The following is a 20,767-nucleotide window of genomic DNA, read 5'->3' as shown; positions in this document are numbered from 1 at the left end:
TCGAAACGTTCAGCCATTGTTGTTCAGCTGTGTTCAAAGTCAATGTTCATTTTGTTCAGGTGTTCAGTCTTTCCTGTTCATTTATGTTCACCAACGAATGCTGTGTTCAGTGCGTTTTTGAGCTGACAGCTCTAAATCAATGGTTTTGGCGCTTAGTTCGTTTGCGAAGGTGAATTGGCACGATTGTCGCTATCCAACAAACGGTCGACGAATGTCACGACCCGAACACGTTTCACCCCGAACAAGACAAATAACAAAGGGCACGCCATGTCTCTCACGCTTGAGCACGTCAGCCGCACGGTTGACGGCCAGATCTGGATCGATGACGCCTCGCTGAGCTTCGAACCCGGCTCATTCAACGTATTGCTGGGGCGCACCTTATCAGGCAAAACCAGCCTGATGCGCTTGATGGCTGGTCTGGACAAGCCAGACAGCGGCCGAGTCCTGATGAATGGCAAAGATGTCACTCAGGTCGCGGTGCGCCATCGCAACGTTTCGATGGTTTATCAGCAGTTCATCAACTACCCGAGCATGACCGTCTTCGACAACATCGCCTCGCCGCTGCGTCAGGCCAAAATGTCGAAAGATGAAATCGAAAGCCGCGTGCGGGAAACCGCGAAAATGCTGCGTATCGAGAAGTTTCTTACGCGCTACCCCCTTGAACTCTCCGGCGGCCAGCAGCAACGCACGGCGATGGCGCGGGCGTTGGTCAAGGACGCCGAGCTGATCCTGTTCGACGAGCCGCTGGTCAACCTCGACTACAAGCTGCGCGAAGAACTGCGCCAGGAAATGCGCCAGTTGTTCGAAACCCGTAACACCATCGCCGTGTACGCCACCACTGAGCCAAACGAGGCGTTGGCCCTCGGCGGGACCACGACCATTCTTCACGAAGGTCGTCTGATCCAGAGTGGCAAGACTCCCGAGGTCTATCACCAGCCGAAAACCGTGCTGGCGGCTGAGCTGTTCTCCGAGCCGCCGATCAATCTGATGCCCGGTCGCATCGACGGCAATGAAGTCAGTTTTGCCAACTTCGTGCACTTTCCGCTCAACGTCGACCTGCGCAAGATCGGCGACGGCGACTACCGCTTTGGCGTGCGCCCCAGCCACCTGAGCCTGGTGCCGTCCAACGACGACGACCTGGAACTGGCAGTGACCGTGGAGCTGGCGGAAATCAGTGGCTCGGAAACCTTTCTGCATGTGCGCAACGAACACTTCTCGCTGGTGCTGCACCTGCCGGGGGTTCACGAATACGACGTCGATACGCCGATTCGCGTGTACATCCCCACTCATAAATTATTCGTGTTCGATCAGCAGGGCGGCCTGATTCAAGCGCCGGGCCTGCGCATGGCGAGGGTTGCCTGATGGCCGAGATCCGTTTGCAACAGCTGGCCCACAGCTACAACGCCAACCCGACAAGCCCCGAAGACTATGCCATTCGCGAGATGACCCACATCTGGGAGCAGGGCGGGGCGTACGCCTTGCTCGGGCCGTCCGGGTGTGGCAAATCGACCTTGCTCAACATTATTTCCGGCCTGCTCAGCCCCTCGGAAGGCAAAGTCATGTTCGACAGCACCGTGGTCAACGACCTGTCGCCGGAGCAGCGCAACATCGCCCAGGTTTTCCAGTTTCCGGTGGTCTACGACACCATGACGGTGTACGACAACCTCGCTTTCCCCCTGCGCAATCAGGGCATGGCCGAGGCGAAGATTCAGACCAAGGTGCAGGAAATCGCCGAGGTGCTGGATTTGCAGCCGCTGCTGAAAAAGAAAGCCAAGGGTCTGACCGCTGACGAGAAGCAGAAAGTCTCCATGGGTCGTGGGCTGGTGCGTGATGACGTGTCGGCGATCCTGTTCGACGAGCCGCTCACCGTGATCGATCCACACCTGAAGTGGAAGCTGCGGCGCAAGCTCAAGCAGATCCACGAGCAGTTCAACATCACCATGGTCTACGTCACCCACGATCAACTGGAGGCCTCGACCTTCGCCGACAAGATCGCGGTGATGTACGGCGGCCAGATCGTGCAGTTCGGCACGCCGCGTGAGCTGTTCGAAAAACCTCGTCACACCTTTGTCGGCTACTTCATTGGCAGCCCCGGCATGAACCTGATTGAGGTCAAGCCAGAGGCGGGTGGTGTGGGCTTTGGCGGTATTCATTTGCCACTGTCCGAGGCCTTGCAGCAGACGTTGGCCTCGACGAAGTGGAGCAACCTCAAAGTCGGCATTCGGCCGGAGTTCGTCCACGTCTGGGACGGCCCGTTCGATGACGCTATGTGCGCCGACGTGACCTACGTCGAAGACCTGGGGACCTACAAGATCCTCACGCTGAACCTGGCGGGCCAGTCGTTGAAAGTCCGTTTGCAGGAAGACAAGCCGGTGCCGCAAGGCCAGGCCTGGATCAGCTTCCCGGCCCAATGGCTGATGCTCTACGCCGACGAATTTCTGCTGGAGGCTACGACGGAACACGCCCCGGCCCGTGAGGTGCCCCATGAGTAAAGTGCAGAACAACAAGGCCTGGTGGCTGGTGCTGCCGGTGTTTCTGCTGGTGGCGTTCAGCGCCATCATTCCGATGATGACCGTGGTCAACTATTCGGTGCAGGACATTTTCGATCAGTCCAGCCGCTATTTCGTCGGCGCTGACTGGTTCAAGCAAGTGTTGCAGGACCCTCGCCTGCACGATTCGCTGCTGCGCCAGTTCATCTATTCGGGCTGCGTGCTGCTGATTGAAATCCCGCTGGGCATCGCCATCGCCCTGACCATGCCGACCAAAGGTCGTTGGTCGTCGGTATGCCTGATCGTCATGACCCTTCCGCTGCTGATCCCATGGAACGTGGTCGGCACCATCTGGCAGATCTTCGGCCGTGGTGACATTGGCCTGCTGGGCTGGTTTCTCAACAATGTGCTGCACATCAACTACAACTATGCCGCCAATGCTTCGGATGCCTGGGTAACGGTGCTGATCATCGACGTCTGGCACTGGACCTCGCTGGTGGCGCTACTGTGCTACTCGGGGCTGCGGGCGATTCCGGACGTGTACTATCAGGCGGCGCGTATTGATCGGGCCTCTCATTGGGCCGTTTTCCGACACATCCAGTTGCCAAAGATGAAAAGCGTGCTGCTGATCGCCGTGATGCTGCGCTTCATGGACAGCTTCATGATCTACACCGAACCCTTCGTATTGACCGGTGGCGGGCCGGGCAACTCGACCACTTTCCTCAGTCAGACCCTGACCACCATGGCGCTCGGCCAGTTTGACCTGGGGCCTGCGGCGGCATTCTCGCTGGTGTATTTCCTGATCATTCTGTTGGTGTCGTGGGTGTTCTACACCGCCATGACCCACGGCGAAAAGAACTGAGGAGCGGCCATGAATCTTCGTAAAGTCGTGCCGTTGTGGGTCTACCTGTTGTTTTTGCTGGTGCCTATCTACTGGCTGATCAACATGTCCTTCAAAACCAATACTGAAATCCTCGGCGGACTGACTTTGTGGCCGCAGGATTTCACCCTGGCCAACTACAAGGTGATCTTCACCGACGAGAGCTGGTACAGCGGCTACATCAATTCGCTGTACTACGTGTGCCTGAACACTGTGATTTCGCTGAGCGTGGCGTTGCCTGCCGCGTATGCGTTTTCCCGCTATCGGTTCCTCGGCGACAAGCACCTGTTCTTCTGGCTGCTGACCAACCGCATGGCGCCACCGGCCGTGTTTCTGCTGCCGTTCTTCCAGTTGTATTCCTCCATCGGCCTGTTCGATACCCACATTGCCGTTGCGCTGGCACATTGCCTGTTCAACGTACCGTTGGCGGTGTGGATTCTGGAAGGCTTCATGTCGGGCGTTCCGAAGGAAATTGACGAAACCGCCTACATTGATGGTTACAGCTTTCCCAAGTTCTTCGGGAAGATTTTCATCCCGTTGATTGGTTCGGGCATCGGCGTGACGGCGTTCTTCTGCTTCATGTTCTCCTGGGTCGAGCTGCTGTTGGCGCGGACCCTGACGTCGGTCAACGCCAAACCGATTGCGGCGGTCATGACCCGCACGGTGTCGGCTTCGGGTATCGACTGGGGCGTGCTGGCGGCAGCGGGGGTGTTGACCATCCTGCCGGGCATGCTGGTGATCTGGTTCGTTCGCAACCATGTGGTCAAGGGTTTTGCCCTTGGTCGTGTCTGAGGAGTCGAAAAAATGGAGTGGATGTCCTGGACACTGCCGACTGCGCTGTTTTTTGGATCGATCGCTGCCGTGCTGGTGGCAATGACGGTCTGGGAGCTGCGCTCGGCGAGCATCGAACGTCGCGGGTTTCTGCTGATGGCCACCACCCGTGGCGACCGGCTGTTCATCGGTCTTCTCGGCAGCGCCTACCTGCATTTGCTGGTCATTGGCGCGACCGACTGGAGCATCTGGGTCGCCTCCGGGCTGTCCCTGGTCTGGCTGTTGGTTGTGATGCGGTGGGGTTGAAGGTTTGAAATGTGGGAATACATAAGAATCAACACTGGAGGTGTCTATGTTCAATAAGAAAAACAAGCTGCGACATAGTGTGACGGTAGCGACGATGGTGATGCTCAGTGGCTTGAGCGTTTCGGCGTGGGCGGATCAGTACGAGGACGCCGCGAAGAAGTGGGCGGCCAGCGAGTTCAAGCCTACGACCCTGTCCGACGCTGACCAGCTCAAGGAATTGGAGTGGTTCATCAAAGCGGCCGAGCCGTTCCGTGGCATGGACATCAAAGTGGTGTCCGAGACCCTGACCACCCATGAATACGAGTCCAAAACCCTCGCCAAGGCCTTCACCGAAATCACTGGCATCAAGGTGACCCACGACCTGCTGCAAGAGGGCGACGTCATCGAGAAACTGCAAACGGCCATGCAGTCGGACAAGAGTATTTATGACGGCTGGGTCAATGACTCCGACCTTATCGGTACCCATTTCCGTTATGGCAAGGCGCTGTCTCTGACCGACCTGATGGCAAGCCCCGAAGGCGCGAAAGTCACGTCTCCTACGTTGGATATCAAGGACTTCATCGGTACCTCGTTTACCACCTCTCCAGAGGTCAAGGACGCGTCGGGCAAAGTCATCACCCCGGCCAAGCTGTACCAACTGCCTGACCAGCAGTTCGCGAACCTGTACTGGTTCCGCGCCGACTGGTTCGAGCGTCCTGATCTGAAAGAGAAGTTCAAGGCCAAATATGGCTATGAGCTGGGCGTGCCGGTTAACTGGTCGGCCTATGAAGACATCGCCAAATTCTTTAGCGAAGACGTGAAGGAAATCGACGGCAAGAAAGTCTACGGCCACATGGACTACGGCAAGAAAGACCCGTCCTTGGGCTGGCGCTTTACTGACGCCTGGTTCTCCATGGCAGGCAGTGGCGACAAAGGCCTGCCGAACGGCCTGCCGGTGGACGAGTGGGGCATTCGCGTCGAAGATTGTCATCCGGTTGGTTCCAGTATCACCCGCGGCGGCGACACCAACGGTCCGGCCGCAGTGTATGCCACCCAGAAATACATCGACTGGCTGAAAGCCTACGCGCCGCCAGAGGCTGCGGGCATGACCTTCTCCGAGTCGGGGCCGGTGCCTTCGCAGGGTAACGTTGCGCAGCAAATCTTCTGGTACACCGCGTTTACGGCTGACATGACCAAGCCAGGTCTGCCGGTGATGAACGCCGACGGCACGCCGAAATGGCGGATGGCGCCGTCGCCGAAAGGGCCGTACTGGAAGGAAGGCATGAAGCTGGGCTATCAGGACGTGGGGTCGTGGACGTTCCTGAAGTCGGCTGACGAGAAGAAGCGCCTTGCGGCCTGGCTCTATGCGCAGTTCGTGACTTCGAAGTCGGTGTCGCTGAAGAAAACCATCGTCGGCCTGACGCCGATTCGTGAGTCGGACATCAACTCCAAAGAGATGACCGCGCTGGCGCCGAAGCTGGGTGGTCTGGTGGAGTTCTACCGCAGCCCGGCCCGCGTTCAGTGGTCGCCGACCGGCACCAACGTCCCGGATTATCCGAAACTGGCGCAACTGTGGTGGAGTCACGTGGCTGAGGCCGTTACTGGCGAGAAATCTGCGCAAGCGGCACTGGACGGTCTGGCCAAGGATCAGGACGCCATCATGACCCGCATCGAACGCTCCAAGGTTCAGGACGCCAGTGGTTGTGCACCGAAGATGAACCCGGAAACCTCGGCTGAAGAGTGGTACACCAAAGCCGAGAAGAGCAACGGCGCGTTCCTCGCACCGCAACGCAAGCTGGCCAACGAGAAGCCGAAGGGTGAGACCATTGCCTATTCGGATCTGTTGAAGAGCTGGGAGGCTGCGAAGAAGTAAGGGCTCTTGATTCTTTCTGGCCGGAGGCCGTAGGAGCCTAGCTTGCTGACGATCTGTCGGGGAGCGGCAGTAAATCCGGATAACGCGGTGCGTCTGATGCTACCGGTTTGAATGGTTTCGCTGCCGCTCCGCGCCAGATCGCTTGCAAGCAAAGCTCCTACGCCTTCGGCAGAAGCAGTCAGTCTTTGGCAATAAAAAACGGCACCTCAGGGTGCCGTTTTCATGAGCGCGGTGTACCGATCAGTTGTGCAGCTCTTCCGCCGCGTACAGCGTATTCTCGAGCAGGCACGCGCGGGTCATCGGGCCAACGCCACCGGGGACTGGAGTGATCCAGCCTGCGCGGGGCAGGGCAGTCTCGTACACCACATCGCCAACCAGCTTGCCGTCTTCCTGACGGTTGATGCCAACGTCGATCACGATGGCGCCTTCCTTGATCCATTCGCCTTTGACCAGGCCCGGCTTGCCCGCCGCCACCACCACCAGATCAGCACGGCCAACATGGCCCGCCAGATCCTGGGTGAAGCGGTGAGTGACGGTCACGGTGCAACCGGCCAGCAGCAGTTCCATGGCCATCGGGCGGCCAACGATGTTGGACGCGCCGACCACCACGGCGTCTTTGCCGTACAGGTCCACGCCGGTGCTTTCCAGCAGGGTCATGATGCCTTTTGGGGTGCACGGGCGCAGCAGCGGGATGCGCTGAGCCAGGCGGCCGACGTTATAAGGATGGAAGCCGTCGACGTCCTTATCGGGACGAATGCGCTCCAGCAACGGCGAAGAATCCAGATGCTCCGGCAGCGGCAGTTGCAGCAGGATGCCGTCGATGGCCGGATCTTCATTGAGGCTGTCGATCAGATCGGTCAGTTCGGTCTGGGTGGTGGCAGCGGGCAGGTCGTAGGCCCGGGAAATGAAACCGACCTCTTCACAGTCTTTGCGTTTGTGCGAGACGTAAACCTGAGAGGCGGGGTCGCTGCCGACCAGAATCACCGCGAGGCCCGGCGTGCGCAGCCCTTGCTCGCGACGTTCGGCGACTCGTTGGGCGATCTGCTGGCGCAGGTGGGCTGCGATCGCTTTGCCGTCTATTAGTTTTGCAGTCATTACGCGTGATTAACCATCGGAAGGGAGGGAAAAAGAGCGCGCATTCTCGCATGACATGGGCCAAGGGCAAAGGCGGTTGGTCTGCTTAATAAGCTAAGCCCTTTAATTAACTGAATTTTTTAGAAAAAAGTGTTGACGCCCCTCAAGGTCGTCTATAAGATTCGTCGCACTTGTCGGGCACAACCCCACACAGGATAAGCCGGAAGCGGTGAATCAAGTCGAAAGGTTGGTAAAGTCAGGTGGAGTTTAAATCGACTCAGCGTGATTGAAAGCTCTTAATTTGCAGGTCGAAAGATTGCAGATTAACCAAGCGCCCGTAGCTCAGCTGGATAGAGCATCCGCCTTCTAAGCGGATGGTCGCAGGTTCGAGTCCTGCCGGGTGCGCCACTAAAGGCAGCTTTGGCACAAGTAGGTTACAACGCAATATGGTGGGCGTAGCTCAGTTGGTAGAGCACAGGATTGTGACTCCTGTTGTCGTGGGTTCGATCCCCATCGTCCACCCCATATTCGAAAAGGCGCCAGACTGATAATCTGGCGCCTTTGCTTTAAGAAGCGGTTCAAAACGCGGACGTGGTGGAATTGGTAGACACACTGGATTTAGGTTCCAGCGCCGCGAGGCGTAAGAGTTCGAGTCTCTTCGTCCGCACCAGTTACAACCCCTGAACAATGCCGGTTGGCTTTTCAGGGATCGAAAAAGCCGCCCAGTGCGGCTTTTTTTGTTTCAGCGTATTGGTTTCACGCTGGAACGAGCCTGTCGTGTCTTCATTGGCGGGCTTTTCCGGAGTGTTTCCAGGGATTGGATCGACATTCGGTCGTGCTTCGCTTCCTATATATAGAAGGGTGCGAAGCCCGTTCCAGACCGCTTGCGAAGGTTTGAACCTTCGTCCTTTTCCCTTTGGTTGCATTCCATCGTGTTTACCCTTCTTCAGTAGGGTGACTTCTTGAGATTGACCCACTAGAATGCTTGCCCTTGATTCTGGGGTCGGAAACGGCCGGCTAACGTCTGTGCAACGAGGAATATCCATGCAAGTTTCTGTTGAAAACACTTCCGCTCTCGAGCGCCGCATGACCATTGGCGTGCCAGCTGAGCGCATCGAGACCGAAGTCAACAAGCGTCTGCAGCAGACCGCACGTAAAGCCAAGATCCCGGGCTTCCGCCCAGGCAAAGTGCCTATGAGCGTGATCCGCCAGCGTTATGAAGACGGCGCCCGTCAGGAAGCCCTGGGCGACCTGATCCAGGCAACTTTCTACGAAGCCGTCGTAGAGCAAAAGCTGAACCCGGCCGGCGCACCTTCCGTCGAGCCAAAATCCTTCGAAAAGGGCAAGGACCTCGAATACGTCGCCACTTTCGAAGTGTTCCCTGAATTCTCCGTTGCCGGTTTCGAGTCTGTTTCTGTCGAGCGGCTGTCGGCTGACGTCGCGGACTCCGATCTGGACAACATGCTGGAAATCCTGCGCAAGCAGAACGTTCGTTACGAAGCCGCTGACCGCGCTGCTGCCAACGAAGACCAACTGACCATCGATTTCGTTGGCAAGATCGACGGCGAAGCGTTCGCTGGCGGTTCGGCCACTGGTACTCAGCTGGTGCTGGGTTCGGGTCGCATGATCCCTGGTTTCGAAGACGGTCTGGTCGGCGCCAAAGCCGGTGAAGAGCGCGTTCTGAGCCTGACTTTCCCTGAGGACTACCAGAACCTGGAACTGGCTGGCAAGGCCGCCGAGTTCACCGTCACCGTGACTTCGGTGTCGGCTCCGGTCCTGCCAGAACTGAACGAGGCGTTCTTCAATCAGTTCGGTATCAAGGAAGCGACTCTGGAAGGTTTCCGCACCGAAGTTCGCAAGAACATGGAGCGTGAACTGCGTCAGGCCATCAAGTCCAAGGTCAAGAACCAGGTCATGGACGGTCTGCTGGCGGCCAACCCGATCGAAGTGCCAAAAGCACTGCTAGAAAACGAAGTGAACCGTCTGCGTGTTCAGGCCGTTCAACAGTTCGGTGGCAATATCAAGCCTGACCAACTGCCAGCCGAGCTGTTCGAAGAGCAAGCCAAGCGCCGCGTCGAGCTGGGTCTGATCGTTGCTGAAGTGGTCAAGCAGTTCGACCTGAAGCCTGATGAAGCCCGCGTTCGTGAGCTGATCCAGGAAATGGCTTCCGCTTACCAGGAGCCAGAGCAGGTTGTGGCCTGGTACTACAAGAACGAACAGCAAATGAACGAAGTCCGTTCGGTTGTGCTGGAAGAGCAAGTTGTGGATACTGTTTTGCAGAAAGCGAGCGTGACCGATAAAGCGGTCTCGTACGAAGAAGCCGTCAAGCCGGTAGAAGCTCCAAAAGCCGACTGATTTCTTTCTCTCGTTCGAAAACACCATAAGCCAGCCTTCGTGCTGGCTTATGCGTATTCAAGACATGACTATTTGGGAGTGAATGCGAGACATGTCCCGCAATTCTTATATTCAGCAGCACTCTGACATCCAGGCCGCTGGCGGCTTGGTCCCGATGGTTATCGAGCAGTCCGCCCGTGGCGAACGCGCCTATGACATCTACTCGCGTCTGCTCAAGGAACGCGTCATTTTCCTGGTCGGCCCGGTTGAAGACTACATGGCCAACCTGATCTCGGCGCAATTGCTCTTCCTTGAAGCGGAAAACCCGGACAAGGACATCCATCTCTACATCAACTCCCCAGGCGGTTCGGTGACTGCGGGCATGGCGATCTACGACACCATGCAGTTCATCAAGCCTGACGTATCGACCACCGTCATGGGCCAGGCTTGCAGCATGGGCGCGTTCCTGCTGGCGGGCGGTGCCAAGGGCAAACGTTTCGCCCTGCCCAATTCCCGCGTGATGATTCACCAGCCACTGGGCGGTTTCCAGGGGCAGGCGTCGGACATCGACATTCACGCCAAGGAAATCCTGTACATTCGCCAACGGCTGAACGAGCTGCTGGCTCACCACACCGGCCAGTCGCTGGAAGCCATCGAGCGTGACACCAACCGCGACAACTTCATGAGCGCCGAGCGCGCTGCTGAGTACGGTCTGGTGGACTCGGTGCTCGACAAACGTCAGATGATCAAATGATTGCCTGACAGGCAGTAATCCCGGGTGGTCGGGACTTCCGTACCACCTGCGGACTTGAAAAAGCCCGCAATTGCCTTCATCTTGTGTTGCAAGCCTACCGGATTGGATCGATCGAATGACTGACACCCGCAACGGCGAGGACAACGGCAAACTGCTTTATTGCTCCTTCTGCGGCAAAAGCCAGCATGAAGTGCGCAAATTGATTGCCGGCCCCTCGGTATTTATCTGTGACGAGTGCGTCGACCTGTGCAATGACATCATCCGCGAGGAGGTGCAGGAAGCACAGGCAGAAAGCAGCGCGCATAAACTGCCATCGCCGAAAGAAATCAGCGGCATCCTTGACCAGTACGTCATTGGTCAGGAGCGTGCCAAGAAGGTTCTAGCTGTAGCGGTGTACAACCACTACAAGCGCTTGAACCAGCGTGACAAGAAAAATGACGACGTTGAACTGGGCAAGAGCAACATCCTGCTGATCGGCCCCACGGGTTCCGGCAAGACCCTGCTGGCCGAAACGTTGGCCCGTTTGCTCAACGTACCGTTCACCATCGCCGACGCCACCACCCTGACCGAAGCCGGTTATGTGGGTGAGGACGTGGAAAACATCATCCAGAAGCTGTTGCAGAAGTGCGATTACGATGTCGAAAAGGCCCAGATGGGTATCGTCTACATCGACGAAATCGACAAGATTTCCCGCAAGTCCGACAACCCTTCGATCACCCGTGACGTCTCGGGTGAGGGTGTGCAGCAGGCCTTGCTGAAGCTGATCGAGGGCACCGTGGCTTCCGTTCCGCCTCAAGGTGGCCGCAAGCACCCACAGCAGGAGTTCCTGCAGGTGGACACGCGCAATATCCTGTTCATCTGTGGCGGTGCATTCTCTGGCCTGGAAAAGGTCATCCAGAATCGCTCCACCAAGGGCGGCATCGGTTTCAACGCCGAAGTGCGCAGCAAGGAAGAAGGCAAGAAAGTGGGCGAGTCCCTGCGTGAAGTCGAGCCTGACGATCTGGTCAAGTTCGGTCTCATTCCGGAATTCGTTGGCCGTCTGCCTGTTCTGGCTACGCTGGACGAGCTGGACGAAGCTGCGCTGATGCAGATTCTGACCGAACCAAAGAACGCCCTGACCAAGCAGTACGCCAAGCTGTTCGAAATGGAAGGTGTGGACCTCGAATTCCGCGCCGACGCACTCAACTCGGTTGCTCGTCGCGCGCTGGAGCGCAAGACTGGTGCTCGTGGTTTGCGGTCCATTCTCGAAGGCATTCTGCTCGATACCATGTATGAAATCCCGTCAGAGCCTGACGTGAGCAAAGTGGTGATCGACGAGAGCGTCATTGAAGGATCGTCCAAGCCGCTGTTGATTTACGAAAACAGTGAGCCACCTGCCAAGGCGGCTCCGGACGCGTAAGCCTCGCGGCATACGCACCGGGCGACTGGAAAGCAAAAAGGGCCCTCGGGCCCTTTTTGCGTTTCAGCGGCGCTTTCGCATTAACTCAAACCGACGCTTGTTTTTTTGCAAAGCTACCCCCATCTTGGTTTTCAGCTTATTTCTATCTGTCCATGGCCTTAAGGCCGCCGTAGAGGCGAAATCATGAAGACGACCATTGAACTGCCTCTTTTGCCATTGCGCGATGTCGTGGTGTATCCGCACATGGTGATCCCACTGTTCGTGGGTCGCGAAAAATCCATCGAGGCCCTTGAGTCCGCGATGACCGGTGACAAGCAGATTTTGCTGCTTGCCCAGCGTAACCCCGCAGACGATGATCCGGGCGAAGACGCCCTTTATAGCGTGGGTACGATTGCAACCGTATTGCAGCTGCTGAAACTGCCGGACGGCACCGTCAAGGTGCTGGTTGAGGGCGAGCAGCGTGGTTCCGTCGAGCGCTTTATCGAAGTGGATGACCACTGCCGCGCCGAAGTTGCGCTGATCGATGAATCGGACGCGCCTGATCGCGAATCCGAAGTGTTCGTGCGCAGCCTGTTGGCTCAGTTCGAACAATACGTCCAGTTGGGCAAGAAAGTCCCGGCTGAAGTCCTGTCTTCGCTCAACAGCATCGATGAGCCAGGTCGTCTGGTCGACACCATGGCGGCTCACATGGCGCTGAAAATCGAGCAGAAGCAGGAAATCCTTGAAATCATTGACCTGGGTGCCCGTGTCGAACACGTGTTGGCCCTGCTGGATGCCGAAATCGATCTGTTGCAGGTCGAGAAGCGCATTCGCGGCCGCGTGAAGAAACAAATGGAGCGCAGCCAGCGCGAGTACTACCTGAATGAGCAGATGAAGGCCATTCAGAAGGAATTGGGGGACAGCGACGAAGGCCATAACGAGATCGAAGAGCTGAAAAAACGCATCGATGCCGCAGGCCTGCCGAAAGACGCCATGACCAAGGCCACGGCCGAACTGAACAAACTCAAGCAAATGTCGCCGATGTCGGCTGAAGCCACTGTCGTGCGCTCCTACATTGACTGGCTGGTTCAGGTGCCGTGGAAGGCCCAGAGCAAGGTACGTCTGGATCTGGCCCGCGCCGAGGACATTCTTGATGCCGACCACTACGGTCTGGAAGAAGTCAAAGAGCGGATCCTTGAATACCTCGCCGTGCAGAAGCGTGTGAAGAAAATCCGTGGCCCGGTGTTGTGCCTGGTCGGTCCTCCTGGTGTGGGTAAGACCTCGCTGGCGGAGTCGATTGCCCATGCGACCAACCGCAAGTTCGTGCGCATGGCCTTGGGTGGCGTGCGTGACGAGGCTGAAATCCGTGGGCACCGCCGCACCTACATCGGTTCGATGCCAGGTCGCCTGATCCAGAAGATGACCAAGGTCGGTGTGCGCAACCCGCTGTTCCTGCTCGACGAAATCGACAAGATGGGCAGCGACATGCGTGGCGATCCTGCGTCCGCGTTGCTCGAAGTGCTCGACCCCGAGCAGAACCACAACTTCAACGATCACTATCTGGAGGTCGATTACGACCTGTCGGACGTGATGTTCCTTTGCACTGCCAACTCGATGAATATTCCCGCGGCCCTGTTGGACCGTATGGAAGTCATCCGTCTGCCGGGTTACACCGAAGACGAGAAGATCAACATCGCCACCAAGTACCTCTCGCCCAAGCAGATCGCTGCCAACGGCTTGAAAAAAGGCGAAATCGAGTTCGAAGAAGAGGCCATTCGCGACATTATCCGGTACTACACGCGTGAAGCGGGTGTACGTAGCCTGGAACGGCAGATCGCCAAGGTCTGCCGCAAGGCGGTCAAGGAGCATGCGGGCGAGAAGCATTTTACCGTCAAGGTGACGGCGACGATGCTGGAAGGCTTCCTGGGTGTGCGCAAATTCCGTTACGGTCTGGCTGAGCAACAAGATCAGATCGGTCAGGTGACAGGTCTTGCGTGGACGCAAGTGGGCGGTGAGTTACTGACCATCGAAGCAGCCGTGGTGCCAGGTAAAGGGCAACTGATCAAGACCGGTTCGTTGGGTGACGTGATGGTCGAATCGATCACCGCTGCACAGACGGTAGTCCGCAGCCGCGCCAAGAGCCTGGGCATCCCTCTGGACTTCCATGAGAAGCGCGACACGCACATCCACATGCCGGAAGGGGCGACGCCCAAAGACGGCCCGAGCGCGGGTGTAGGCATGTGCACGGCACTGGTTTCAGCATTGACGCAGATTCCGGTGCGTGCCGATGTCGCCATGACCGGTGAAATTACCCTGCGCGGACAAGTGCTGGCGATTGGCGGTTTGAAGGAAAAACTGCTGGCCGCTCACCGCGGTGGAATTAAAACGGTGATCATCCCGGAAGAAAACGTACGTGATTTGAAGGAAATCCCGGACAATATCAAGGCCGATCTGCAAATCAAACCTGTTAAATGGATTGACGAAGTCCTGCAAATTGCGCTGCAATACGCGCCGGAGCCCTTGCCGGATGTGGCTCCGGAGATGGTTGCAAAGGATGAAAAACGCGAGTCTGACTCTAAGGAAAGAATTAGCACGCATTAGTCTGGGGGGCCTTCCTTGACAGCTTTTTAGAGCCCTTGTTATAAAGCGGCTCTTTCCAGCGTCAGCCAGGCCATTCAGCGTTTGTTTGGCTTCACCAGAAAACTTAGAAAATATACTCAATATAGATAGATATAAGGGGACTTAGAGTGAACAAGTCGGAACTGATTGATGCTATCGCCGCATCCGCTGACATCCCGAAAGCTGCTGCTGGCCGTGCGCTGGACGCAGTAATCGAATCCGTCACTGGCGCTCTGAAGGCTGGCGACTCCGTTGTACTGGTTGGCTTCGGTACTTTCTCTGTCACTGACCGTCCTGCCCGTACCGGCCGTAACCCACAGACCGGTAAGACTCTGGAAATTCCAGCGGCCAAGAAGCCAGGCTTCAAAGCCGGTAAAGCTCTGAAAGAAGCGGTCAACTAAGTTTCTTTGTTACCTTTGCCTACCGCCAGGGCAGCGTCAACGCTGGTCTGGTCGTAAAGCGGCAAGTGCGGTTGGTCAAGCGCTGGCCTGTCACCTCAGGGGACGCACACTCGAACCCTGTCCGCTTTGCACGTTACGAGAAGGCGCATCCTCGGATGCGCCTTTCTTCTATCCGGAATACACCCACGCTCCGCTCCGTGTGTCGCAGCTTGGTGAGTTGAGTAAAGCCCTCTGGGGGACGCATGCTGCAGAATATCAGGGACAATTCACAAGGCTGGATTGCCAAGACCATCATCGGCGTTGTCATCGCACTGATGGCCCTGACCGGTTTCGATGCCATTTTCAGGGCCACCAGCCATAGCCAGGACGCGGCGAAGGTCAACGGTGACGAAATCAGTCAAAACGATTTGAGCCAGGCCGTTGAAATGCAACGCCGCCAGCTCATGCAACAGTTGGGCAAGGATTTCGATCCGGCAATGCTCAACGAGAAAATGCTGCGCGATTCGGCACTCAAGGGCCTGATTGACCGCAAGTTGCTGCTGCAAGGGGCCGCCGATTCCAAATTCGGTTTCTCCGAAGCCGCACTGGACCAACAGATTCTGCTGACTCCTGAATTCCAGGTGGACGGCAAATTCAACGCTGACCGTTTCGATCAGGTCGTTCGCCAGTTGGGCTACACCCGCATGCAGTTCCGCCAGATTCTGGGTCAGGAAATGCTGATCGGTCAGATTCGTGCGGGCATTGGTGGTAGTGCATTCGTCACCGATGCGCAGGTTGATGCCTTCGCCCGTCTGGAGAAGCAGACCCGCGATTTCGCCACGCTCTCGCTGCCGGCTGACCCGAGTAACGTCAAAGTCAGCGACGATGAAGTCAAGGCGCACTATGACGAGCACGCCAAGGAATTCCTCAGCCCTGAGCAAGTGGTGCTGGACTACATCGAACTGAAGAAGTCCGCGTTCTTCGACAAGGTGTCGGTGAAGGACGAAGACCTTCAGGCCGCGTACCAGAAAGAGATTTCCAATCTGGCCGAGCAGCGTCGCGCTGCTCACATCCTGATCGAAGTCAACGACAAGACCACCGACGCACAGGCCAAGGCGAAGATCGAAGAGATCCAGCAGCGTCTGGCCAAGGGCGAAGACTTCGCGGCGCTGGCCAAGGAGTTCTCGCAGGATCCTGGCTCGTCGAGCAAGGGCGGTGATCTGGGTTACGCCGGCAAGGGCGTTTATGACGAAGCCTTCGAAGACGCGTTGTATGCGTTGAACAAGGATCAGGTCTCGGCACCGGTCAAAACCCAGTTTGGCTGGCACTTGATCAAGCTGCTGGGCGTGGAAGCACCGTCGGTACCGACCTTCGCCAGCCTGAAAGACAAACTGACCCACGACCTGAAATCGCAACTGGTCGAGCAGAAGTACGTCGATGCCAGCAAAAAATTGCAAGACGCCGCGTATGAAGCGTCCGACCTGACGCAACCTGCGTCGGACCTGGGCCTGAAAGTCCAGACCACCGCGCCGTTCGGTCGTGAAGGTGGCGAGGGCATCGCTGCCAACCGTGCCGTGGTTCAGGCCGCATTCAGCACTGAAGTGATGGAAGAGGGTTCCAACAGCTCGGCGCTGGAACTCGATCCGGACACCACCGTTGTGGTGCACGTGAAAGAGCACCGTCAGCCAGAGCAACTGCCGCTGGAAGCGGTTTCTGACGCGATTCGTGCGCAACTGGTGAAGAACCACGCCACCGACGCGATCAAGGCCAAGGGCGATACGCTGTTGGCGGGCCTGCGCGATGGCAAGGTGCCGTACACCGCCACCAAGCAAGAAGGTCAAAACTGGAAGGTGGTGGAAGCAGCGTCCCGTGGTCAGGAGGGTGTTGACCCTCAAGTGCTGCAGACGCTGTTCCGCATGCCGAAGCCTGAAGGCAAGGACAAGCCGGTCTATGCCAGCCTGACCGCAGCCGATGGCAGTTACGTGATTGTTCGTCTGAACGGTGTGAATCAGGCCGCTCCGGCGACCGATGCCGAGAAGACCCAGTACCGTCGCTTCCTGGCGTCGCGTGAGGGCCGTCAGGACTTCGAGTCGTATCAGGCGCAGTTGCAGTCCGCGGCGAAGATCGAGAAGTATTGATCTGCATTAAACGCTGAACACAAAAAAGCCCCGGTTCGAGAGAATCGGGGCTTTTTTGTTTTTCAGGGTTGGATTGGGAAGGGGTGTATATCCGTTGTTGCGACACCGGATATACACCTAAACCCCAAGCGCAAAAAAACGGTGAATCATTCAGCGCATGGCTGCCTGATCCACCGCCTTCGCCACCAAGGCGGCTCCCACAGTTTCTGTGTCGACCACAAATCCATGATCCGACACAAATCTGTGTGGGAGCCGCCTTGGTGGCGAAAAGACTGGCCAGCCACCCTAGAGTCTCGCATAGGGGGGCTCCTAAAGGGGCTACGCCAGTCCACAGACCAGCGAAGTCGTCAGTCCTGCAGATCACCCATCGCCGTGGTATTGAAACCACCGTCGACGTACATGATTTCACCGCTCACACCCGAAGCCAGGTCCGAGCACAGGAACGCGCCAGCGTTGCCGACTTCCTCGATGGTTACATTACGACGCAGTGGGGTCTGGGCTTCGTTGGCGTCCAGCATCTTGCGGAAGTTCTTGATACCGGAAGCGGCCAGCGTACGGATCGGGCCTGCCGATACCGCGTTGACGCGAGTGCCATCCGGGCCCAGGCTGCGCGCCAGGTAACGAACACCCGCTTCAAGGCTCGCCTTGGCCATGCCCATCACGTTGTAGTTCGGCATGGTGCGCTCTGCGCCCAGATACGACAGGGTCAGCAGGCTGCCATTGCGGCCTTTCATCATTTCGCGACCGGCTTTGGCCAGGGCCACGAAGCTGTAGGCGCTGATGTCGTGGGCGATGCGGAAACCGTCACGGGTGGTGGCTTCAGTGAAGTCGCCGTCCAATTGGTCGCCTGGGGCGAAGCCCACGGAGTGCACGATGCAGTCCAGGCCGTCCCACTTCTTGCTCAGCTCCTCGAAGACCTTGGCGATTTCTTCATCGCTGGCCACGTCGCACGGGAAGCACAATTCGGCGCTCGAACCCCAGCCTGCCGCGAACTCTTCAACGCGACCCTTGAGTTTTTCGTTCTGGTAGGTGAAAGCAAGTTCAGCGCCTTCACGGTGCATGGCGGCAGCGATACCGGATGCGATGGACAGTTTACTGGCGACACCGACGATCAGGACGCGCTTACCGGCGAGAAAACCCATGGTTTTTTCCTCTTCAGGTTAATCGACAGTTGCCGGTGCCAGAAACGCGGCCTCCAGCAACTGCTGTGTATAAGGATGTTGCGGTGCGGCGAAGATGTCTTCTGCCACACCCTGTTCGACCACTTGGCCTTGCTTGACCACCATCAACTGGTGGCTCAGCGCTTTGACTACCGCCAGGTCATGGCTGATAAACAAATACGTCAGGTTGTACTTGGCTTGCAGCGAGCGTAAAAGCTCCACCACTTGGCGCTGGACGGTCCGGTCGAGAGCCGAAGTCGGCTCGTCCAGCAAAATCAGCGCCGGTTTTAACACTAATGCCCGTGCGATGGCGATCCTTTGCCGCTGTCCGCCGGAAAACTCATGGGGGTAGCGGTGCCGGGTTTCCGGGTCCAGCCCCACCTCCTTGAGCGCTTCCACCACCGCAGCTTCCTGCTCGACCGGTGTACCGATCTTGTGAATCCGCAGGCCTTCGCCAACGATGTCACACACCGACATGCGCGGACTCAGGCTGCCAAACGGGTCCTGGAAGACCACCTGCATCTGGCGCCGCAACGGCCGCACCTGGTCCTGCTTGAGACAGGCCAGTGAATCGCCCTGAAAGCGTATCTCGCCTTCGCTACGAATCAACCTCAGAATCGCCAGGCCCAACGTCGATTTGCCTGAGCCGCTTTCACCGACGATCCCCAGCGTCTGGCCCTTGGGCAGACTGAAGTGGATGCCGTCTACGGCCTTGACGTGATCGACGGTGCGCTTGAACACGCCTTTCTTGATCGGAAACCAGACCTTGAGGTTGTTGACTTCCAGCATCGGCGCGCCGGGAACGTTGTTCGCCGGGCCGCCTTTTGGCTCGGCTGCGATCAATTCTTTGGTGTACGGATGGTGCGGCGCACGGAACAGTTGTTCGCACGATGCCTGTTCGACGATGCAACCGCGCTGCATGACACATACTCGGTTGGCAATTTGTCGAACCACGTTCAAATCATGGCTGATCAGCAGCAACGCCATGCCCAGTCGGGCCTGCAATTCCTTCAACAGTTTGAGGATTTTCAGCTGTACGGTGACGTCCAGCGCCGTGGTCGGCTCGTCGGCGATCAGCAGCTCAGGCTCGTTGGCCAGCGCCATGGCGATCATCACGCGCTGGCGTTGGCCGCCTGAGAGCTCGTGTGGCAGGGCTTTGAGGCGCTTGAGTGGCTCGGGGATGCCGACCAGTTCCAACAGTTCCAGCGTACGCCGTGTGGCGGCCTTGCCGGTCAGGCCTTTGTGCAGGCCGAGCACTTCGTTGATCTGCTTTTCCACCGATTGCAGTGGGTTCAGCGAGGTCATGGGCTCCTGGAAAATCATCGCGATGCGGTTGCCACGGATGGCGCGCATGCGTTTCTCGCTGACCGTCAGCAGTTCATTCCCTGCGTATTGAATGGTGCCGGTGGGGTGCCGTGCCAGCGGGTAGGGCAAAAGTCGCAGAATCGAGTGGGCGGTGACGGACTTGCCCGAGCCGCTTTCGCCCACCAGCGCCAGGGTCTCGCCCTTGCGAATGTCGAAGCTGATGCCTTCGACCACGCGCTGCACCTTCTGGCCGGTGACGAACTCGACGGACAGGTTGCGGATTTCGATCAGATTGTCCTGATTCATCTCATTTCCTCGGGTCGAATGCGTCACGGGCGGACTCGCCGATGAACACCAGCAAACTCAACATCAGCGCCAGCACGGCGAAGGCGCTGATGCCCAGCCACGGCGCTTGCAGGTTGGATTTGCCCTGTGCGACCAGTTCGCCCAGCGAAGGGGAACCTGCGGGCAGGCCGAAGCCCAGAAAGTCCAGCGCGGTCAGGGTGCCGATCGCGCCAGTGAGGATGAACGGCATGAAGGTCATGGTCGAGACCATGGCGTTGGGCAGGATGTGGCGAAACATGATCGCGCCATTCTGCATGCCCAGTGCGCGGGCGGCGCGCACGTATTCCAGGTTGCGGCCGCGCAGGAATTCAGCACGGACCACGTCCACCAGACTCATCCACGAGAACAGCAGCATGATGCCCAGCAGCCACCAGAAATTGGGCTGCACGAAGCTGGCGAGGATGATCAGCAGATACAGCACCGGAAGGCCCGACCAGATTTCCAGGAAGCGTTGACCCACCAGATCGACCCAGCCGCCATAGAAACCCTGCAAGGCACCTGCGATGACGCCGATGATTGAGCTGAGCACGGTCAGGGTCAGGGCGAACAGCACGGAAATGCGGAAGCCATAAATGACCCGCGCCAGCACGTCGCGGCCCTGATCATCGGTGCCGAGCAGATTGTCGCGGGAGGGCGGGGCAGGGGCCGGGACTTTCAGGTCGTAGTTGATGCTCTGGTAGCTGAACGGAATCGGCGCCCACAGGGTCCAGCCGTTTTTGGCGGCGATCAGTTCCTTGATGTACGGGCTCTTGTAGTTGGCTTCCAGCGGGAATTCGCCGCCGAAGGTAGTTTCCGGGTAGCGCTCGAAGACCGGGAAGTACCAGTGGCCGTCGTATTTGACGATCAGTGGCTTGTCGTTGGCGATCAGTTCGGCGCCCAGGCTCAGGCAGAACAAGATCAGGAACAGCCACAACGACCACCAGCCACGCTTGTTGGCTTTGAAACGTTCGAAACGGCGTCGATTGAGAGGGGACAACGTCAT

At 57.8% G+C, this 20,767-nt stretch carries 17 protein-coding genes and 3 tRNA genes; 15 read left to right on the top strand and 5 right to left on the bottom strand.

The window, feature by feature from the left end; genetic code table 11:
• Positions 1-267 precede the first annotated feature (267 nt).
• From ACI5GA_RS06585 to ACI5GA_RS06560, 6 genes are read left to right on the top strand one after another with little or no spacing between them, the layout of a single operon-like run.
• Positions 268-1,362 (top strand): ABC transporter ATP-binding protein, encoded by a 1,095-nt coding sequence (locus tag ACI5GA_RS06585; protein ID WP_404631231.1) that lies wholly within the window; start codon positions 268-270, stop codon positions 1,360-1,362.
• Positions 1,362-2,492: an ABC transporter ATP-binding protein gene (locus tag ACI5GA_RS06580; RefSeq protein WP_421422276.1), complete on the top strand. Its 1,131-nt coding sequence runs from the start codon at positions 1,362-1,364 to the stop codon at positions 2,490-2,492. Before ACI5GA_RS06585 ends, ACI5GA_RS06580 begins: the two co-directional genes overlap by 1 nt.
• Positions 2,485-3,351 (top strand): carbohydrate ABC transporter permease, encoded by an 867-nt coding sequence (locus tag ACI5GA_RS06575; protein ID WP_404631227.1) that lies wholly within the window; start codon positions 2,485-2,487, stop codon positions 3,349-3,351. The genes ACI5GA_RS06580 and ACI5GA_RS06575 overlap by 8 nt, the downstream gene beginning before the upstream one ends.
• 9 nt (positions 3,352-3,360) lie before the next feature.
• A complete protein-coding gene (locus ACI5GA_RS06570; protein ID WP_404631225.1) occupies positions 3,361-4,161 on the top strand; it encodes a carbohydrate ABC transporter permease in 801 nt (266 codons plus the stop codon).
• 12 nt (positions 4,162-4,173) lie between these two features.
• The gene (locus tag ACI5GA_RS06565) at positions 4,174-4,446 is read left to right on the top strand and encodes a DUF2160 domain-containing protein (protein WP_421422274.1); all 273 of its coding nucleotides are present in this window, start codon (positions 4,174-4,176) and stop codon (positions 4,444-4,446) included.
• A gap of 46 nt (positions 4,447-4,492) precedes the next feature.
• Entirely contained in the window at positions 4,493-6,298 is a 1,806-nt protein-coding gene (locus ACI5GA_RS06560; protein WP_404631221.1) for an ABC transporter substrate-binding protein, read from the top strand.
• 240 nt (positions 6,299-6,538) lie between these two features.
• Here ACI5GA_RS06560 and folD read toward each other — a convergent pair whose 3' ends face one another.
• Complete coding sequence (gene folD, locus ACI5GA_RS06555; RefSeq protein WP_421422271.1) at positions 6,539-7,393, bottom strand: bifunctional methylenetetrahydrofolate dehydrogenase/methenyltetrahydrofolate cyclohydrolase FolD; 855 nt, start codon at positions 7,391-7,393, stop codon at positions 6,539-6,541.
• A gap of 310 nt (positions 7,394-7,703) precedes the next feature.
• Here folD and ACI5GA_RS06550 point away from each other — a divergent pair.
• The 3 genes from ACI5GA_RS06550 to ACI5GA_RS06540 all read left to right on the top strand — a co-directional run bounded on the left by ACI5GA_RS06550 (position 7,704) and on the right by ACI5GA_RS06540 (position 8,042).
• Positions 7,704-7,780: transfer RNA gene (locus ACI5GA_RS06550), tRNA-Arg, on the top strand.
• Between the two features lie 41 nt (positions 7,781-7,821).
• Positions 7,822-7,897, top strand: a tRNA-His gene (locus ACI5GA_RS06545).
• Between the two features lie 60 nt (positions 7,898-7,957).
• Positions 7,958-8,042: transfer RNA gene (locus ACI5GA_RS06540), tRNA-Leu, on the top strand.
• Between the two features lies 1 nt (position 8,043).
• Here ACI5GA_RS06540 and ACI5GA_RS06535 read toward each other — a convergent pair.
• Positions 8,044-8,418, bottom strand: coding sequence for a hypothetical protein (locus ACI5GA_RS06535; protein ID WP_404631217.1), 375 nt, complete (start codon positions 8,416-8,418; stop codon positions 8,044-8,046).
• Between ACI5GA_RS06535 and tig the strand changes: the two genes are divergently transcribed.
• From tig to ACI5GA_RS06505, 6 genes are all read left to right on the top strand, one after another.
• Positions 8,417-9,727: a trigger factor gene (gene tig, locus ACI5GA_RS06530; protein ID WP_404631215.1), complete on the top strand. Its 1,311-nt coding sequence runs from the start codon at positions 8,417-8,419 to the stop codon at positions 9,725-9,727. The two genes, ACI5GA_RS06535 and tig, sit on opposite strands and share 2 nt — an antisense overlap.
• Before the next feature lie 91 nt (positions 9,728-9,818).
• Positions 9,819-10,460 (top strand): ATP-dependent Clp endopeptidase proteolytic subunit ClpP, encoded by a 642-nt coding sequence (clpP, locus tag ACI5GA_RS06525; RefSeq protein WP_404631213.1) that lies wholly within the window; start codon positions 9,819-9,821, stop codon positions 10,458-10,460.
• A gap of 115 nt (positions 10,461-10,575) precedes the next feature.
• Entirely contained in the window at positions 10,576-11,859 is a 1,284-nt protein-coding gene (gene clpX, locus ACI5GA_RS06520) for an ATP-dependent Clp protease ATP-binding subunit ClpX (protein ID WP_404631211.1), read from the top strand.
• 183 nt (positions 11,860-12,042) lie between these two features.
• Positions 12,043-14,439, top strand: coding sequence for an endopeptidase La (gene lon, locus ACI5GA_RS06515; RefSeq protein ID WP_404631209.1), 2,397 nt, complete (start codon positions 12,043-12,045; stop codon positions 14,437-14,439).
• Positions 14,440-14,585: 146 nt separating this feature from the next.
• Entirely contained in the window at positions 14,586-14,858 is a 273-nt protein-coding gene (locus tag ACI5GA_RS06510; RefSeq protein WP_003183171.1) for an HU family DNA-binding protein, read from the top strand.
• 242 nt (positions 14,859-15,100) lie between these two features.
• On the top strand, positions 15,101-16,975 hold the full coding sequence (locus tag ACI5GA_RS06505) for a SurA N-terminal domain-containing protein (protein ID WP_404631207.1): 1,875 nt from the start codon (positions 15,101-15,103) through the stop codon (positions 16,973-16,975).
• A gap of 347 nt (positions 16,976-17,322) precedes the next feature.
• On the opposite strand, the gene fabI is transcribed toward ACI5GA_RS06505, so the two are convergent.
• The 3 genes from fabI to ACI5GA_RS06490 are packed head-to-tail and all read right to left on the bottom strand — an operon-like array spanning position 17,323 to position 20,767.
• Positions 17,323-18,117: an enoyl-ACP reductase FabI gene (gene fabI, locus ACI5GA_RS06500; protein WP_404631205.1), complete on the bottom strand. Its 795-nt coding sequence runs from the start codon at positions 18,115-18,117 to the stop codon at positions 17,323-17,325.
• Between the two features lie 18 nt (positions 18,118-18,135).
• Entirely contained in the window at positions 18,136-19,746 is a 1,611-nt protein-coding gene (locus ACI5GA_RS06495) for an ABC transporter ATP-binding protein (RefSeq protein WP_404631203.1), read from the bottom strand.
• A 1-nt stretch (position 19,747) separates the two neighbouring features.
• Entirely contained in the window at positions 19,748-20,767 is a 1,020-nt protein-coding gene (locus ACI5GA_RS06490) for an ABC transporter permease (RefSeq protein ID WP_404631201.1), read from the bottom strand.

The sequence above is a fragment of the Pseudomonas sp. Pseu.R1 genome (genome assembly GCF_045764065.1).
In the GTDB taxonomy this organism is placed as follows: Bacteria; Pseudomonadota; Gammaproteobacteria; order Pseudomonadales; family Pseudomonadaceae; genus Aquipseudomonas.
This window is presented reverse-complemented; position numbering and strand designations above follow the sequence as displayed.

What these genes read in the sequence shown, in the direction of transcription:
- folD (WP_421422271.1), bottom strand. Translation starts at nt 7,393, where the DNA reads ATGACTGCAAAACTAATAGACGGCAAAGCGATCGCAGCCCACCTGCGC.
- ACI5GA_RS06575 (WP_404631227.1), top strand. Translation starts at nt 2,485, where the DNA reads ATGAGTAAAGTGCAGAACAACAAGGCCTGGTGGCTGGTGCTGCCGGTG.
- ACI5GA_RS06505 (WP_404631207.1), top strand. Translation starts at nt 15,101, where the DNA reads ATGCTGCAGAATATCAGGGACAATTCACAAGGCTGGATTGCCAAGACC.
- clpP (WP_404631213.1), top strand. Translation starts at nt 9,819, where the DNA reads ATGTCCCGCAATTCTTATATTCAGCAGCACTCTGACATCCAGGCCGCT.
- clpX (WP_404631211.1), top strand. Translation starts at nt 10,576, where the DNA reads ATGACTGACACCCGCAACGGCGAGGACAACGGCAAACTGCTTTATTGC.
- ACI5GA_RS06495 (WP_404631203.1), bottom strand. Translation starts at nt 19,746, where the DNA reads ATGAATCAGGACAATCTGATCGAAATCCGCAACCTGTCCGTCGAGTTC.
- ACI5GA_RS06490 (WP_404631201.1), bottom strand. Translation starts at nt 20,767, where the DNA reads ATGACGTTGTCCCCTCTCAATCGACGCCGTTTCGAACGTTTCAAAGCC.
- ACI5GA_RS06535 (WP_404631217.1), bottom strand. Translation starts at nt 8,418, where the DNA reads ATGGATATTCCTCGTTGCACAGACGTTAGCCGGCCGTTTCCGACCCCA.
- ACI5GA_RS06560 (WP_404631221.1), top strand. Translation starts at nt 4,493, where the DNA reads ATGTTCAATAAGAAAAACAAGCTGCGACATAGTGTGACGGTAGCGACG.
- ACI5GA_RS06585 (WP_404631231.1), top strand. Translation starts at nt 268, where the DNA reads ATGTCTCTCACGCTTGAGCACGTCAGCCGCACGGTTGACGGCCAGATC.
- lon (WP_404631209.1), top strand. Translation starts at nt 12,043, where the DNA reads ATGAAGACGACCATTGAACTGCCTCTTTTGCCATTGCGCGATGTCGTG.
- ACI5GA_RS06570 (WP_404631225.1), top strand. Translation starts at nt 3,361, where the DNA reads ATGAATCTTCGTAAAGTCGTGCCGTTGTGGGTCTACCTGTTGTTTTTG.
- ACI5GA_RS06580 (WP_421422276.1), top strand. Translation starts at nt 1,362, where the DNA reads ATGGCCGAGATCCGTTTGCAACAGCTGGCCCACAGCTACAACGCCAAC.
- fabI (WP_404631205.1), bottom strand. Translation starts at nt 18,117, where the DNA reads ATGGGTTTTCTCGCCGGTAAGCGCGTCCTGATCGTCGGTGTCGCCAGT.
- tig (WP_404631215.1), top strand. Translation starts at nt 8,417, where the DNA reads ATGCAAGTTTCTGTTGAAAACACTTCCGCTCTCGAGCGCCGCATGACC.
- ACI5GA_RS06565 (WP_421422274.1), top strand. Translation starts at nt 4,174, where the DNA reads ATGGAGTGGATGTCCTGGACACTGCCGACTGCGCTGTTTTTTGGATCG.